This is a genomic window from Allobosea sp. Root670, from assembly GCF_001429415.1.
Classification (GTDB): Bacteria; Pseudomonadota; Alphaproteobacteria; order Rhizobiales; family Beijerinckiaceae; genus Allobosea; species Allobosea robiniae.
The window spans coordinates 54,116-68,728 of record NZ_LMJU01000021.1; the positions used below are offsets into that span (position 1 = coordinate 54,116).

14 protein-coding genes are annotated in these 14,613 nt (G+C 67.8%); 7 read left to right on the top strand and 7 right to left on the bottom strand.

Annotated features, from left to right (window positions below):
• Positions 1-31: 31 nt before the first annotated feature.
• Entirely contained in the window at positions 32-385 is a 354-nt protein-coding gene (locus ASE61_RS25190) for a MarR family winged helix-turn-helix transcriptional regulator (protein WP_061971679.1), read from the bottom strand.
• A 142-nt stretch (positions 386-527) separates the two neighbouring features.
• Positions 528-1,898, bottom strand: coding sequence for a leucyl aminopeptidase family protein (locus tag ASE61_RS25195; RefSeq protein WP_061971681.1), 1,371 nt, complete (start codon positions 1,896-1,898; stop codon positions 528-530).
• A gap of 176 nt (positions 1,899-2,074) precedes the next feature.
• Here ASE61_RS25195 and ASE61_RS25200 point away from each other — a divergent pair, with 176 nt between their 5' ends.
• The gene (locus tag ASE61_RS25200; protein ID WP_061971682.1) at positions 2,075-2,962 is read left to right on the top strand and encodes a tetratricopeptide repeat protein; all 888 of its coding nucleotides are present in this window, start codon (positions 2,075-2,077) and stop codon (positions 2,960-2,962) included.
• 290 nt (positions 2,963-3,252) lie between these two features.
• On the opposite strand, the gene ASE61_RS25205 is transcribed toward ASE61_RS25200, so the two are convergent.
• Complete coding sequence (locus tag ASE61_RS25205; protein WP_061971684.1) at positions 3,253-3,894, bottom strand: NrsF family protein; 642 nt, start codon at positions 3,892-3,894, stop codon at positions 3,253-3,255.
• Positions 3,895-3,981: 87 nt separating this feature from the next.
• Positions 3,982-4,554, bottom strand: a complete 573-nt coding sequence (locus ASE61_RS25210) for a sigma-70 family RNA polymerase sigma factor (RefSeq protein ID WP_061971685.1) — start codon at positions 4,552-4,554, stop codon at positions 3,982-3,984.
• 154 nt (positions 4,555-4,708) lie between these two features.
• Here ASE61_RS25210 and ASE61_RS25215 point away from each other — a divergent pair, with 154 nt between their 5' ends.
• The 6 genes from ASE61_RS25215 to ASE61_RS25240 all read left to right on the top strand — a co-directional run bounded on the left by ASE61_RS25215 (position 4,709) and on the right by ASE61_RS25240 (position 10,956).
• Entirely contained in the window at positions 4,709-5,587 is an 879-nt protein-coding gene (locus tag ASE61_RS25215) for an alpha/beta hydrolase family esterase (RefSeq protein WP_061971687.1), read from the top strand.
• Positions 5,588-5,683: 96 nt separating this feature from the next.
• Positions 5,684-7,312, top strand: coding sequence for a thiamine pyrophosphate-binding protein (locus tag ASE61_RS25220; protein ID WP_244493025.1), 1,629 nt, complete (start codon positions 5,684-5,686; stop codon positions 7,310-7,312).
• Positions 7,312-8,508, top strand: coding sequence for an OpgC family protein (locus tag ASE61_RS25225; RefSeq protein WP_061971689.1), 1,197 nt, complete (start codon positions 7,312-7,314; stop codon positions 8,506-8,508). Before ASE61_RS25220 ends, ASE61_RS25225 begins: the two co-directional genes overlap by 1 nt.
• A 70-nt stretch (positions 8,509-8,578) precedes the next feature.
• Positions 8,579-9,976 carry a tetratricopeptide repeat protein gene (locus ASE61_RS25230; protein ID WP_061971690.1) on the top strand — a complete coding sequence of 466 codons (1,398 nt, stop codon included), beginning with the start codon at positions 8,579-8,581 and terminating at the stop codon, positions 9,974-9,976.
• Between the two features lie 19 nt (positions 9,977-9,995).
• Positions 9,996-10,481 (top strand): DUF6789 family protein, encoded by a 486-nt coding sequence (locus ASE61_RS25235; protein ID WP_061971692.1) that lies wholly within the window; start codon positions 9,996-9,998, stop codon positions 10,479-10,481.
• Between the two features lie 4 nt (positions 10,482-10,485).
• The gene (locus tag ASE61_RS25240) at positions 10,486-10,956 is read left to right on the top strand and encodes a YHS domain-containing (seleno)protein (RefSeq protein WP_061971694.1); all 471 of its coding nucleotides are present in this window, start codon (positions 10,486-10,488) and stop codon (positions 10,954-10,956) included.
• Positions 10,957-11,161: 205 nt separating this feature from the next.
• Here the strand turns inward: ASE61_RS25240 and ASE61_RS25245 are convergent, their stop codons facing one another.
• Genes ASE61_RS25245 through ASE61_RS25255 form a run of 3 tightly spaced genes read right to left on the bottom strand, consistent with a single transcriptional unit; the run spans position 11,162 to position 14,604 of the window.
• Positions 11,162-12,139, bottom strand: a complete 978-nt coding sequence (locus tag ASE61_RS25245; protein WP_061971695.1) for a type II secretion system F family protein — start codon at positions 12,137-12,139, stop codon at positions 11,162-11,164.
• Positions 12,140-12,147: 8 nt separating this feature from the next.
• Entirely contained in the window at positions 12,148-13,125 is a 978-nt protein-coding gene (locus ASE61_RS25250) for a type II secretion system F family protein (RefSeq protein ID WP_061971697.1), read from the bottom strand.
• Between the two features lie 27 nt (positions 13,126-13,152).
• Positions 13,153-14,604 (bottom strand): CpaF family protein, encoded by a 1,452-nt coding sequence (locus ASE61_RS25255; protein WP_061971699.1) that lies wholly within the window; start codon positions 14,602-14,604, stop codon positions 13,153-13,155.
• Positions 14,605-14,613 lie beyond the last annotated feature (9 nt).

Here is a 14,613-nt window from a genome sequence, read left to right on the forward strand (position 1 = left end):
TAGCGTGGCGGGAGGCGGTCGGGGAGAGGCCTCAGCTTCCGCCGATCTCCTTGGCATGCTCGGTCACCAGATCGGCCAGGCGCTCGACGGCGAGCGCCCCGGCGACGGTGCGCTGGATCACGACATTGCGGCGGTCCGCCTCGTCGCGTTTGCGTGTCAGCAGGCCGAGCTTGCCGAGCGTATCGAGGGCGCGGGTGATCACCGGCTTGGTCACGCCGAGCTGCTGGGCGAGACCTCGCACCGTATGCGGCGGCAATTCGAGATAGACGGTGAGCAGGATCGCGGTCTGGCGGGCCGAGAGATCGGCATCATGATCCCGCACCAGATCGAGATGCACCTGCCGCCACAGCTTGAGCGCCTGCGAAGGCCTGATCTCGAGGGGCATGAACGGGTCCAGATCGTTACGGACCCGTATCATTATCCCGGCGGGGCTGCCGCGCAATCGCCTTTGCCGATCAGCCTTAACCGCGCGGATGAAGCATCGGCCCGAAAAGTGGAGACCGGTTTTCGGACCAGCCGATGCGGGATCAAAAACGCTGTTTCACCAGCGCATGGATCAGCCGCGCGCCCTGGCATTCGCCGCCCTCCGGCCGCCCCGGCTTGGCCGAGGGATTCCAGGCATAGATGTCGAAATGCGCGTAGGATTGCGTTTTCTCGACGAAGCGGTTGAGGAACAGGGCCGCCGTGACCGAGCCGGCCATGCCGCCAGTGGAGATATGGTTGACGTCGGCCATCTTGGAATCGAGCAGGCCGTCATAGGGTGGCCAGAGCGGCAGCCGCCAGACCGGGTCGTTCACGGCCATGCCGAGCCGCGCGATCTCGGCGGCGAGGCTCTCGTCATGCGTGTAGAACGGCGGCAGGTCCGGGCCGAGCGCGGTCCGTGCGGCGCCGGTCAGCGTCGCGAAATCGACGAGCAGCTCGGGTGCCTCCTCGTCGGCCAGCGCCAGCGCATCGGCCAGGATCAGCCGGCCTTCGGCATCGGTGTTGCCGATCTCGACCGAGAGGCCCTTGCGGCTCGCCAGCACGTCGCCAGGCCGGAAGGCATTGCCGGACACGGAATTCTCGACGGCCGGCACCAGCAGCCGCAGCCGCACGGGCAGCTTCGCCAGCATGATCATCCGCGCCGCCGCGATCGCCGCGGCCGCGCCGCCCATGTCCTTCTTCATCAGCAGCATCGAGGCGTCGGGCTTGAGGTTGAGCCCGCCCGTGTCGAAGGCGACCCCCTTGCCGACGAGCGTGACCTTCGGATGGGCAGGGCCGCCCCAGACCAGGTCGACGAGCCGCGGCGCGCGTGTCGAGGCGCGGCCGACGGCGTGGATCATCGGGAAATTGCGGGCGATCAGGTCGTCGCCGACGATGCTGGCGACCGTCGCGCCGCATTCGGCCGCGAGTCCGCGGATCGCCGCTTCGATTTCGCCCGGCCCGAGTTCGTTGGCCGGCGTGTTGACGAGGTCGCGCGCCAGCATCGCGGATTCGGCGATCAGGCTGATTTCCTCGCCGTCGACGCCGTCGGGTACGACCAGCCGGGCGCGGGCCGGGTTCGGCTTGCGGTAGCGATCGAAGCGGTAGCCCTGCAGCAGCCAGCCCAGCGTCGCCAGTGCCGGATCGTCGATAGCGCCGGACAGCGTGTAGTCGCCGGCCGGCAGCAATGCGGCGAGGCGGCCCGGCGCGAACGGATCGGGTCGGCGCCCGGTGGTGTCGACGCCGAGCAGGACGGTCGCGATGGCCCCTTGCGGATCCGGCAGCAGGCAATGCTGGCCGGCACGGCCGGCGAAACCCTGGGCGAGGGCAAAGCTGCGGTTGGCCGGCGACAACTGGTCCAGACGGGCGGGCCATGTGCCGGTCGAGACGGCGTGAACGGGAATGCCTGCGGCGGTCGAGGTCAGGAGGCTGTGCACGAGCGGTGTTCGATTTCGAGCGGGAGCATCGGGGCGGCGATTAAGAATGCATTAGGGTTAACGCTTTATCACCGGACCGACCAGACAAACCCATCCAGACGACCCGTGTTCGGGAGGCGATCCGGCCCATGTCTTCTTCAGCCCGGCCCCATTCCTCAGTCCGCCTTGCAGCCTCGATGCAGCCCCTGTCCGCTCCCGTGGCCCATCGCGGCTCGCGGGCCGGCCTCGGCCTCGCGGTCTGCCTTGCGGCGCTCGTCCTGGCGGGCTGCCAGGGGCGCGGCGGCCCGGGCGACATCACCGGCTCGATCGGCCGCAGCCAGGCGAGCCAGCCGCGCACGGCGTCGGACTGGCAGGCTGACCGCGAAACCTGGGCGAAGCGCTACGACGCCAATCCGAAGGACCGGGACGCCGCCTTCTACTATGCGCGCGCGCTGCGTAGCCTCGACCAGAACGCACAGGCCCTGGCCGTGCTTCAGGGCGCCGTCCTGATCCACCAGAACGATCGCGAGCTGCTGGGCGCCTATGGCCGTTCGCTCGCCGATAACGGGCGCCTGCGGGAGGCGGACGACGTTCTCTCGCGGGCGCATTCGCCCGAGCGCCCCGACTGGCGCATCCTGTCGGCGCAAGGCACGGTCGCGGACCAGCTGGGCGACCACACCCGCGCCCAGCAGATCTACCAGTCCGCGCTGAAGCTTGCTCCCAACGAGCCGACGATCATGTCGAATTACGGGCTGTCGCTCGCCCTCTCGCGCAACCTGCCGGAGGCCGAGCGCGTCCTGGCCGAGGCCGCGGCCTCCGAGCGCGCCGATGCCCGCGTCCGTCAGAACCTCGTCCTGGTCCTCGGCCTGCAGGGCCGCTTCGGGGAGGCGGAGACCTGGGCGCGGCGCGACCAGAGCCCGGCCGAAGCCGCCCAGACGATCGCCTATCTCAAGCGCAGCGTCAGCCAGCGCAACAGCTGGGAGATGCTGAAGGGTGGCAAGAATGGCCAGTCCCAGTCGCCCGCCAGGCAGCCGCCGCCGGCGCGGGGAGCAGGTTCCCCGCCGGCCGCAACCCCGTCCGCCTGAACTGCCATTTCCAGGGGTCGGCGGGCTCAAAAAAAAAAGCCCGGCGCTGGTATCCGGGCCGTCTCGAAGACGCTGTCGAGACATGCTGAAACTGGCGATCGGAGCTTGGTGAGGCACGAAGCAGCGCTGCGAACGGTTGTTGCCCAGATGGCAGGCCTGTAAGGAAACAGGGCTGCACCGCGCCATAAGCAGACGCAGTTCTTCCGCACGCGTGCAGGGCCCTCCGTACCAGCGGCGACGACAATTGCTGGAAGTCAGAGCATCGTTTTGACGCACGGTGCGGATTTGCGTCACCAGCGCAGGAAACGTGGCAGGATGAGCGCGCCGAGCGTGGTCATGATCGCGGTCGCGATCGTGTACCAGGTCGCCAGGAAGGGCGCGGTATCGTCCGGGCAGTGCAGGCTGTAGGCGATCGTGGCGAGCCCGGCCGAGGCGAGGCCGGCGCAGGCCCCCGTCAAGACGCTGTCGACCGGAGCGCCGCGGCGAGCCAGCAGCAGAAGCACGACGAGCGGAAGCAGCGCGTAGAGCGGTACCGCAATGAGGCAGGCTCGCCAGTAGCGGCCGAAGATCAAGGCATGCCATTGCTCGGCCGGCGCCTGCGCCAGCGTCAGGAGGGCCCAGCCAGCAGCAGCCAGCAGCGGGAGCGCAACGAGCGGCAGGCGCCGCGCCGGCTTCAGGCCGGGGCGCAGGCTGCTCTGGAACAGCACGAGCGCAATGGCCGCGACGCTGGCGCCGAATGCGGCCTTGGCGATGACCGGCAGCGTCGTCCAGGCGCTCGCGAGGTCGGGCCTGGTTCCGAGCGTCAGCAGGACAAGCCCGGCCGTTGCCGCGAGCGCCGCGAATGCCGAGAGCCAGGTCGTGCGGCGCAGCCAGCCGGTATCGACCGGCCGGCTGTCCACGCTCATCAGGGAGATCAAATCGTCGGTCTGCATGTCCGATCTTCGAAGATGGTCCGGTTCAAGGGGAGTTCGCGCGGAGCCGGCGAAAGGTTACGGCGCGTCGATGCCTGATGCACATCGTCATGGTTGTTTCCTCCGTTTCGAGAGGAATTGTGCCATGGCCTGAAGGCCGCGATGGATCGCGACCTTGGCCGCCGTTTCCGTCATCCCGGCAGCGGTGGCGGCGTCGGCGACGCTGGTGCCCTGGAGCTTGACCTGATCGATCAGGCGCCGTGTGCGCTCCGGCAAAGCTTCCATCGCGCGTGCCAGATCGAGCCTTGCGTCGACCGCGGCACTCTCCGGAGGGCCTGCGAGCTGATGGGCTTCGTCCTCAAGCGGCAGGGCTCCGACATGGCGGCCGGAGCGGCGCAGATGATCCACCAGCTTGTAGCGCGCGATCGCATGCGCCCAGGCCGTCACCGGGCTCGCGGCGTCGTAGGTGTGGCGCGACAGGTGCAGCGCCAGCAGGGTTTCCTGCAGCACGTCCTCGGCCTCGCTCGCCTCGGTTCGACCGGCACGGGCCAGCATCTGGCGGAGATAGCCGCGCAGCCGCAAGCTGATCGTGTCGAGGAACAGGCGATAGGCCGCGGCATCGCCGGCAAGGGCCGCGAGGAAGATCGGTCGGAGCTGGGTTTCGAGCTCTTGCAGCGACACGTCTTGCGCTTGTTCGCAGGGGGATTCGCAACGCAAGTCCGTTGCATGGCCAGGGCCGGCTCACAAGCCCGCGATGGCCGGGTGAAGCGCCGGCGCGCTCCGGCTACGCTCGCGCGCAAGGGCAGGCTTCAGCGAAGCAGCGGAGAGATCGCAAATGGCATCGAGGCTAGGGCTCGTCGGTGCGCTGGCCGGCTTCGTCCTGATGGCGTCGGCCGCGGCGCAGACGTTCGCCCCGGTCCAGTCTCGCGATGCCTGCCCTGCGGATGCAGGCTGCAGCGTGGCGAGCGGCCGCTACCGCATCGTTCTGCCGTCGCAGGCGTCGGCAGGGCAGAAGGTCGGCGCGATCATGTACTTCCACGGCTATCAGGGTTCGGCCGACGAGGTGATCGCCGATGCCGGCCTCGTCGCTGTTACCCGACGTCTTGGCGTCGCGCTGATCGCACCAGACGGCGCCGGGCGCTCATGGTCCTATCCTGGCTCGCCTGCTCGTCATCGCGATGAGTTCGTCTTCGTCGGACAGGTGCTCGACGATGTCGCCGCGCGCTTTCCCATCGATCCCGGCCGCATCCTTGCGAGCGGTTTTTCGCAGGGCGGTTCGATGGTCTGGTATCTCGGCTGCCGGATGCCCGAGCGCTTTGCTGCCTTCGCGCCGATCGCGGGGGCTTTCTGGGAGCCGGTGCTGGAAAGCTGCGCAGGTCCGCGCCCGCCGCTGATCCATGTCCATGGCATGAGCGACACGACCGTGCCGCTCGCCGGCCGCACCCTGCGCCAGGGCTCCCGGCAGGCCGATGTCTTCAAGAGCCTCTCGGTCTTCGCGCCGGGCGGCTGTACCGCAGGCTGGGCGGAAGCTGCTCGCGCCGCTCTCAAGCCGGAAGGCTTGACCTGCCGCGTGGCGACCGGTTGTGGCGGCCCGGCGCGGCTGGAGCTCTGCCTGCATGGCGGTGGCCATGTCGCAGACGCTGCCTGGGTCGAACGCGCCTGGCGCCTGACGATGCGGCCGCCTGCCTCGGCTGCCGGTCTCACGTCTCCGTGATCGTGTAACCAAACCGGGCTCCCGCGCGATCTCTCCCGCAGAGCCGCTTTTGCGGCAAGGCGGAGAGAGACGATGCGTCACGAACGGATAGCGGCCGTGGAACCGACTGGAGCCGATCCGGAAGAATTCGTGACCGGCGCCAATCTCCTGGCGGCCCAGTTGGCGGCGGCCGGCGCGACCCATGCCTTCGGCATCCCCGGCGGCGAAGTGCTGGCGCTGGTCGATGCGCTTGAACGCGCTGGAATCCGCTTTCAGCTCGCGCGGCACGAGAACGCGGCCGGCTTCATGGCGGAAGGGCTTTGGCATGCGACCGGCGCGCTGCCCGTGCTGGTCGCGACGCTGGGTCCTGGCGTCGCCAATGCGGTCAATGTCGTCGCCAATGCCCAGCAGGACCGCGTGCCCCTGATCGTCGTGACCGGCTGCGTCGACCAGGCTCTGGCCGAGAGCTACACGCATCAGGTCTTCGATCATCAGGCCGTGCTGCGCCCGCTGGTGAAGGCGAGCTTCCGTATCGCGCCGGGCACCGAGGACCTTGTCGTGGCCAAGGCCGTCGCCACGGCCCGGCGCGGGCGGCCGGGACCGGTCCATATCGACCTGCCGATCTCGGTCGCGGAAGCCCGTACCACCAGGCGTACGGCGCCAGCCGTGCTCTCCGTGGCGCCTTCCGTCCCGGCCGATCTTCGGCCTGCGCAAGCGCTGATCGCCACCGCGCAGCGTTCTCTGGTGATCGCGGGACTCGATCTTGTCGGCCAGGACGGCGCAGCGGCTGCGCTCGACGAGTTCCTGACCCGCACCGGCGCGCCGCTGCTCACCACTTACAAGGCCAAGGGGCTGGTGCCGGAGGATGACCCGCGCGTGATCGGAGCCGTCGGCCTTTCGCCAAGGGCCGACGCAATCGTCCGCCCGCTGATCGAGGCCGCCGACCTGATCGTGCTCGCCGGCTATGACCCGATCGAGATGCGCCAGGGCTGGCGAAACCCCTGGCCGGCCGGCACGCCCGTTATCGATATCGTTGCGGAGGCGATCCAGCACGGCATGCATCATTCCAGCCTGTTGCTCGAAGGCGATGTCGGCATGACGCTGACGAGGCTCTCGGAAGAGCGGGTGGCGAAGGCAAGCTGGCCGGACGGCGAGCCTGCCGCGATCCGTAGGGCCTTCCGCGCCGCCTTCGCCGCTCCCGACGGATGGGGGCCGCATGCGGTCTTCGAGACGCTGCGCCGGGCTGCGCCGGCCGGCATCATCGCGACCGCCGACTCGGGGGCGCACCGCATCCTGCTCAGCCAGATGTGGGGCTGCGACGGCCCGCGCCGCCTGCTGCAATCGAGCGGATTCTGCACCATGGGCTGCGCCCTGCCGCTGGCGATAGGCGCGGCGCTGGGCTCCGGCCGGCCGATATTGTGCTTCGTCGGGGATGCCGGGCTCGAAATGGTGCTGGGCGAGCTGGCGACGCTGCGCGATCTCGGCCTGCCGGTGATCGTCGTCGCGCTCGTCGATCGGGCGCTCGGGCTGATCGCTCTGAAGCAGCGCCAGCTCGGCCTGGTCCGCGCCGGCGTCGATATCGGCGAGACAGATTTCGCCGCCATCGCCCGCGCAATGGGCGGGCACGGCGCCACGATCGACGACCGCGAAACGCTGGCGCGCGAGGCGGAGGCGGCCCTCCGCCGCGACCGCTTCACTGTGCTCGCCTGCCGCATCGACGCTTCCAGCTACGAGGGAGCGTTCTGATGGCCGCAGCCTCCACCGCTCCCGCGAAGCGGCCTCGCGACGAGCGACTCGACCTCTTTCGCGGCTTGACCATGCTGATCATCTTCGTCGCGCATCTGCCGGAGAACAGCTGGAACGGCTGGATTCCCGCGCGCTTCGGCTTTTCCTCCGGCGCCGAGCTCTTCGTCTTCTGCTCCGGCATCGCCAGCGCGCTCGCCTTCGGCAGCGTCTTCACGCGTCGCGGGTGGTGGCTGGGTACGGCGCGCATCGCCTACAGGATCTGGCAGGTCTACTGGGCGCAGATCGGCCTCGTGCTGGCGCTGATCGCGCTCGCCGCCGCGCTGGACCGGTTCCTCGGTCTCGCCGTGGTCGCGCAACAGTTCCAGCCGCTGCTCGCCGATCCCGAGAACGCTCTGCTCGGCCTTGCCACGCTCTCCTGGCAGCCGGACTATCTCGACATCCTGCCGATGTATCTCGTCATCCTGGCGCTCGTGCCCGTGATGATGCTCGGGCGTCGGCTCCATGCCGCCCTGCCGTTCCTGATCGCGGCAACCCTCTATGCCGCGGTTTGGGCGACCGGCTTCAATCTCTCCGGCAATCCGTGGAACGGCGCCGGCTGGTTCCTCAATCCGTTCGCCTGGCAGTTCATCTTCTTCATCGGCTTCTTCATCGCGATGAAATGGCTGCCGATGCCCCCGTTTGGTGACCGGCGATTGATGCTGGCGGCCGCGCTCTTCCTCCTGCTCTCGGTGCCGCTGTCCTTCTGGGGCATCCTGGAACACTGGCCGTTGGCGCAAGCGGCTCGCGATCTCGTCATCCCGGCCAGCGAGAAGAGCGACCTGCATATCCTGCGCGTGCTGCATTTCCTGGCGCTGGCTTATCTCGTGCTGAGCCTGATCGAGCCCTGGCGGGACCGGCTCGATCGCGGCGCAGGCCATCTGCTCATCCTGATCGGGCGGCAATCGCTCGCGTGTTTCCTGGCAAGCGTCGTGCTGGCGCGGCTGCTGGGCACGATCGCTGATATGGCCGGGCGCAGCGAGCCTGTCGTGGCGGCGCTCAATCTCACTGGCTTCGCGCTGATCCTCGCCACTGCGCTCGCGGTCGGCTGGTTCAAGAGTGCGCCATGGGCCGGCCCGGGGCGCAGGCCACTCGCCGGGCCGCGGAGCGAACCGGCCGCGCAGGTCCCGCTGACAACACGGGTCCGTGAAGCGAGTTGAACGCCGCTTGATCGCGCCGCTGCGAACTCCCTGACGAGCGCCCTTCACCGGCGCGGCAATGGAGCAGCCCATGTCTTATGCCGTTCATCACGACCTCTCCGGCGATCGCATCACCGTCTTCAACGACGCCGCGCGCCTCGCCTGGAACGACATGCTCGAAGCGCTGATGGCCCATGCCGCCGCGACGCCCGAGCATCTCGCCCGGGCGCTCGCCGCCGACCCGGATTTCGCGCTGGCCCATGCCGCCAAAGGGCTGATGCTGCTCTCGCTGGCCCGTGCCGAGCTCGTCGCCCCGGCCCGCGAGTGCCTGGCCAGAGCGCGCGCGGCGGCGCTGTTGCGGCCGGTGACGCGGCGCGAAACGATGATCGTCGAGGCCCTGGCGTTCTGGCTCGACGATCAGCCGCGCCGGGCGGCCGAACGGCTGGAAGCGATCCTCCTCGCCCATCCCTTCGACGTTCTGGCGCTCAAGCTCTCGCATGGGCTGCGCTTCATGCTCGGCGACCAGGGCGAGATGCTCGCGACGCTCAACCGTTTCGCGCCAGGCTTCGGCGAGAGCCATCCGCTCGCCGGCTTCGTCCATGGCTGCCATGCCTTCGCGCTGGAGGAGCGCGGCTTCTATGCGCAGGCCGAGCGTATCGGTCGCCGTGCCGTCGCCTTGAGCCCGCGCGACGCCTGGGGTCGCCACGCTGTCGCCCATGTGCTGGAGATGACGGGGCGCACCGACGAGGGCATCGTCTGGCTCGGCGACGGGCGCGAGGTTGCCCACGCCAACAACCTGCGCTTCCACATCTTCTGGCATCTCGCGCTGTTCCGTCTGGAACGCGGCGAGACCGCCGAGGTGCTGCGGCTCTATGACGATGAGATCCGGGCCGAGCCGACCGACGATTACCGCGACATCGCCAACGGCGCCTCGCTGCTCGCCCGGCTCGACTATGCCGGCGTCGATATCGGCGATCGCTGGGAAGAATTGGCCGCCAAGGCCGAGGGGCGCATCCATGACGGCCGCCTCGTCTTTGCCGATCTGCACTATGCGCTGTCCCTGCTCGGCGCCGGCCAGGCCAACGGGGCCGAGAGCATCGCCCGCAGCCTGATCGAGGATGCGGAAGCGCATCCCAGCAGCGAGCGGCGCGATGCTGCCCGTCATGGCGGGCTGGCTGCCTTCGGGCTGATCGCCTTCCATGAGGGCGATTATGACGAGGCCGCCCGTCTGCTCGGCTCAGCCCGCAACGGCTTGATCGCGATCGGCGGCAGCCATGCCCAGCGTGACCTGTTCGAGCAGGCCTATGCCGAGAGCCTGATCCGCGCCGACGAGCACGAGCGTGCCGCCGAAATCCTCACTGAGCGCCTCAGGCGCCGCGGCGGCTCCAATCTCTTCGCCGCCCGCCGCTTGGCGCAGTTGCACGGCAGCAGAGCCGGGCGGCTCGCAGGCCTCGCCATCGCTTCCACCCCGCTTGCCATCGCCCACTGACACCGGAAAGGACCCTGCCATGACCACCGCGACCATGACCCGCAGCTTCGCGCTGCCCTCGACCCGCACCGTCATCAACCTGGCTCTCGGCGGTTTTGCCGGCCTCGGCTTCTGGGAACTGTTCTCGGCCGTGCCGACCGCCTGGTTCGCCGAATTTCCGCTGGAACCGCCGGAGCTGGTGAAGTCGCTCTTCTATCATCAGCTCGGCCTGACGATCTCGACGCCGACGGCCAAGCTGCTGCACTTCGTCACCGGCTTCCTGTTCTATCCCCTCGGCTACTGGATCCTGACGCGCCGGGTGAAGAGCTTCGGTATGCCGGCCGATGGCTGGATCTGGGGCGTGATCACCTACTTCATCGCGCTCGCCTTCTTTGCGCCGTTGGCCGGGCAGCATTTCCTGCTGAACGACGTGCCGCGCCTCTCCTTCATGAGCCTCATCGGCCACGCGCTCTACGGCTATCTCGCGGCCTATGTCTTCGAGGCTCTGGAAGCGCGCGAGAGGTGACGCCATGCTCGACAGACGCGCCTTCATCGGTCTCGCCGCGGCGACGCTCGCTGCCGGCGGCGAGGTCCGCGCCGAGGCTCGACGCCCGGTCAACACGCTCGGCTCGCCGGATGGCGTCGCGATCCGCGGCTACGATCCCGTCGCCTATTTTCGCGACGGAGGTCCGCGGCTCGGCAAGCCGGAATTCGCGGCCCGTTATGGCGGTGCGACCTGGCGTTTCGTCAGCGCCGAGCACAAGGCACTATTCGAGGCCGATCCACAGCGCTACCTGCCGGCCTATGGCGGCTTCTGCGCCTATGGGACTTCGCGGGGGTATCTCGTGAAGATCGAGCCGGAAGCCTGGTCGATCGTCGATGGACGGCTCTACCTCAACTACGACCTGAGCGTACGGAAGACCTGGCTGGGGCGGACCAGGACCTATATCGCCCGCGCTGACGGCAGCTGGCCGCGCTTGACGACGAAGGATATCCGTTAGGTTGCATGAGAGCTGCGCGCCAGAAATCTCCTTCAAGACCTGATGCGTTTGAAATCAGGTCAACAACTGTAATTGCGGGAGTTTTTGGCGTGTACTAGCCGCATGTCGGTCTCACCCGCGTGAGATTCGCGCATGCTCCAGTCTCACCGTGAGCGAGACAGTCTCATCTTGAATGAGATCCGACAGGCATGGCGGTCGATCGACCTCACTTCCACTTGAAGACCTGAATCAGCGCGGGCGTCATGATGATGACGAACAGCACCGGCAGGAAGAACAGGATCATCGGCACCGTGAGTTTCGGCGGCAGCGCGGCCGCCTTCTTCTCGGCCGCGTTCATGCGCTGGTCACGGCTTTCCTGTGCGAGCGTGCGCAGTGCGGTTCCCAGCGGCGTGCCGTAGCGCTCGGCCTGGATCAGGGCCGTCGAGACCGACCGGACGCTTTCGAGGCCGGTGCGGAGCGCGAGGTTCTCGTAGGCGATGCGGCGGTCGGAGAGATAGGAGAGCTCGGCGGTGCATAGCGCGAATTCCTCCGCCAGCGGAACCGACTGGTTGCCGATCTCGCCCGAGACCTTCCGGAAGGCATGCTCGATCGACATGCCGGCTTCCACGCAGATCAGCAGCAGGTCGAGCGCATCCGGAAAGGCCTGGCGCATCGACGCCTGCCGCTTGCCGGCCTGGTTCGTCAGGAAGACCTCCGGCGCCTTGATGCCGATATAGGCGCCGGCGATGGCCATGGCGATCTTGACCGCGAAGGGCTGGCCGAAACCGTTGATGGCGAAGACGTAGAACAGTGTCAGCAGGAACAGCCCGACCGGCACGGCGAGACGGAAGAAAAGGAAGGTGATCTCGGCCTGGGGGCCGCGATAGCCGGCCATGGCGAGCTGCTTCTTGGCGTTTTCGGTGCCGAGCCAGTCGCCCAGCTTGAACCGCTCCACGATGCGCCGCATGTAGGCTTTCGGCTCCTGCCGCAGCGAGACCTTCTCGTTCTGCCGGTTGAGCCGTTCACGTTCGCGGGCGCGGATCTTTTCGCGTTCCGTCGCGACGTTCTTCATCCGCTTCTGGAGGCTGTTGCCCTCGGTCAGCGGAATCGCGATCGTCAGCACGGTCGCGGCTGCCGCGATGGCCGCCAGCAGGCCCATCATGAACTGCGGATTGGTGACGGCGCTGGCGATCTGGGAAATCATCGTCCGCCTCAGATCTCGAAATTGATCATCTTGCGCATGACCAGGATGCCGATCAGCATCCACAGGCCGCTCGCGACCAGCGCGACCTTGCCGGAATTGGTGATCCAGAGAAGCTCGATATATTTCGGGGTGGTGAGCCAGACGAGGAATGCCACGATCGGGGGCAGCGATCCGATGATCGCCGCCGAGGCCTTCGCCTCCGTCGACACGGCCTGGATCTTGTCGCGCATCTTGCGGCGTTCGCGCAGCACGCGCGAGAGATTCCCGAGCGTTTCGGACAGGTTGCCACCGGTCTTCTGCTGGATGGCGATGACAATTCCGAAGAAATTGGCCTCGGCACAGGGCATCCGCTCGAACAGCTTGACCGTGGCCTCCGACAGCGGCAGGCCCAGCGCCTGTCCCTCGATGATCATTCTGAACTCGCTCTTCACCGGCTCCACCGCCTCGTTGGCGATGATGCGCAGGCAGTCGTTGACGGGCAGGCCCGCCTTGATGCCACGCACGATGACGTCGAGCGCGTTGGGGAATTCGGCCCCGAACTTCTTCAGTCGCTTGATCTTGCAGCGTTTCAGGAACCAGGCGGGGATGCCGAAGCCGCCGATGAAGAGACCGGCGAGACCGAGGACCCAGGTTCCGCTCGCGAGCCACAGCGTGAGCCCGAGCACGGCCGCGACGCCCGCGCTGATCGCGTAATATTTCTTGGCGGTCCAGGTCAATCCGGCCTGGGCGATGCGCTGCTCGAGCGGGACCTTGTTGCGTGCGTTCTCGCGGTCCTCGAGTTCCTTGAGGCTCTGCGCGACCTGGCCGCGCTTCTGGCGCGCCTGTGCCTCCCGGTCGATGCCGCGAACCGTGCTCGGCCCGGCGAATTCCTTGCGTCGCTTCTCGGCGCGCTTCTGGCCGCTCAGCGTCGGATACAACAGCGCATAGACCACGCCGCCGACGGCGAACATGGCGAGCAGGGCGACGGCGAGCGTGCTCGTGTTCATGCCCCGCCTCCCGGTAAGGCCTTCCGCTCAGACGGCATTGCTGACGCCCGCATCTTCGAGCTGGTCGAGAGCGGCGGCGAGGCGCTGGTCCTCGTTGAAATAGCGCGCGCGCTCCCAGAAGCGCGGCCGCCCGACGCCGGTGGCGCGGTGCCGGCCGATGAGCTTGCCGGCGGCATCCTCGCCGACGATATCGTAGAGCATCAGATCCTGTGTCGTGATCACCTCGCCCTCCATGCCCATCACCTCGGTGATGTGGGTGATCCGGCGCGAGCCGTCGCGCAGGCGCTGGGCCTGGATGATGACGTCGACCGAGGAGCAGATCATCTCGCGCAGCGTCTTCGAGGGCAGCGAGAAGCCGCCCATGGTGATCATCGATTCGATACGGCTCAGGCACTCGCGCGGCGAGTTGGCGTGCAGCGTGCCCATCGAGCCGTCATGGCCCGTGTTCATCGCCTGGAGCAGGTCGAAGGCCTCGGGGCCGCGCACCTCGCCGACGATGATGCGTTCGGGGCGCATGCGCAGGCAGTTCTTGACGAGGTCGCGCATCGTCACCGCGCCCGTGCCTTCGAGGTTGGGCGGGCGGGTTTCGAGCCGCACCACATGCGGCTGCTGGAGCTGGAGCTCGGCGGCGTCCTCGCAGGTGATGACGCGCTCGTCATGGTCGATATAGTTGGTCAGGCAGTTGAGCAGCGTCGTCTTGCCTGAGCCCGTGCCGCCGGAGATGACGATGTTGCAGCGGACGCGCCCGATGATCTTGAGAAGCTCGGCGCCCGGCGGCGAGATCGCGCCGAACTTGACGAGCTGGTCGAGCGTCAGCTTGTCCTTCCTGAACTTGCGGATGGTGAGGGCCGGGCCGTCGATCGCCAGCGGCGGCGCGATGACGTTGACGCGCGAGCCGTCGGCGAGGCGCGCATCGCAGATCGGCGAGCTTTCGTCGACGCGGCGGCCGACCTGGCTGACGATGCGCTGGCAGATATTCATCAGCTGGGCGTTGTCGCGGAAGCGGATGTTGGTGAGCTGAATCTTGCCGGCGGTTTCGATGAAGGTCCGGCCGGCGCCGTTGACCATGATGTCGGCAATGTCGTCGCGTGCCAGCAGGGGCTCGAGCGGTCCGTAGCCGAGCACGTCGTTGCAGATGTCGTCGAGCAGTTCCTCCTGCTCCGCGATCGACAGCACGACATTCTTCAGCGAGATGATCTCGTTGATGATGTCGCGGATTTCCTCGCGGGCGGATTCGGCGTCGAGCTTCGCGAGCTGCGACAGATCGATGGCCTCGATCAGCGCCCCGAAGATCGTGCTCTTCATCTGGTAGTAGTCTTCGGATCGCGGGGCCGTCTCGGCGACGGGCGTGATCCTGCGCTCTTCCGCGGCGGTCTGAACCGGCTCGGGCTTGCTGCGCGGCGCAGCCGGCATGGCCGCGGGCGCCCTTGCGCTCAGATTGGGCGCGTGACCTGCGCCTGCGGATCGCTTGCCGAACATCTCGTCACT

Excerpts from the sequence above, each read along its gene's own strand:
- ASE61_RS25190 (WP_061971679.1), bottom strand. The coding sequence starts at position 385 with ATGCCCCTCGAGATCAGGCCTTCGCAGGCGCTCAAGCTGTGGCGGCAG.
- ASE61_RS25200 (WP_061971682.1), top strand. The coding sequence starts at position 2,075 with ATGCAGCCCCTGTCCGCTCCCGTGGCCCATCGCGGCTCGCGGGCCGGC.
- ASE61_RS25205 (WP_061971684.1), bottom strand. The coding sequence starts at position 3,894 with ATGCAGACCGACGATTTGATCTCCCTGATGAGCGTGGACAGCCGGCCG.
- ASE61_RS25215 (WP_061971687.1), top strand. The coding sequence starts at position 4,709 with ATGGCATCGAGGCTAGGGCTCGTCGGTGCGCTGGCCGGCTTCGTCCTG.
- ASE61_RS25225 (WP_061971689.1), top strand. The coding sequence starts at position 7,312 with ATGGCCGCAGCCTCCACCGCTCCCGCGAAGCGGCCTCGCGACGAGCGA.
- ASE61_RS25230 (WP_061971690.1), top strand. The coding sequence starts at position 8,579 with ATGTCTTATGCCGTTCATCACGACCTCTCCGGCGATCGCATCACCGTC.
- ASE61_RS25235 (WP_061971692.1), top strand. The coding sequence starts at position 9,996 with ATGACCACCGCGACCATGACCCGCAGCTTCGCGCTGCCCTCGACCCGC.
- ASE61_RS25240 (WP_061971694.1), top strand. The coding sequence starts at position 10,486 with ATGCTCGACAGACGCGCCTTCATCGGTCTCGCCGCGGCGACGCTCGCT.
- ASE61_RS25245 (WP_061971695.1), bottom strand. The coding sequence starts at position 12,139 with ATGATTTCCCAGATCGCCAGCGCCGTCACCAATCCGCAGTTCATGATG.
- ASE61_RS25250 (WP_061971697.1), bottom strand. The coding sequence starts at position 13,125 with ATGAACACGAGCACGCTCGCCGTCGCCCTGCTCGCCATGTTCGCCGTC.
- ASE61_RS25255 (WP_061971699.1), bottom strand. The coding sequence starts at position 14,604 with ATGTTCGGCAAGCGATCCGCAGGCGCAGGTCACGCGCCCAATCTGAGC.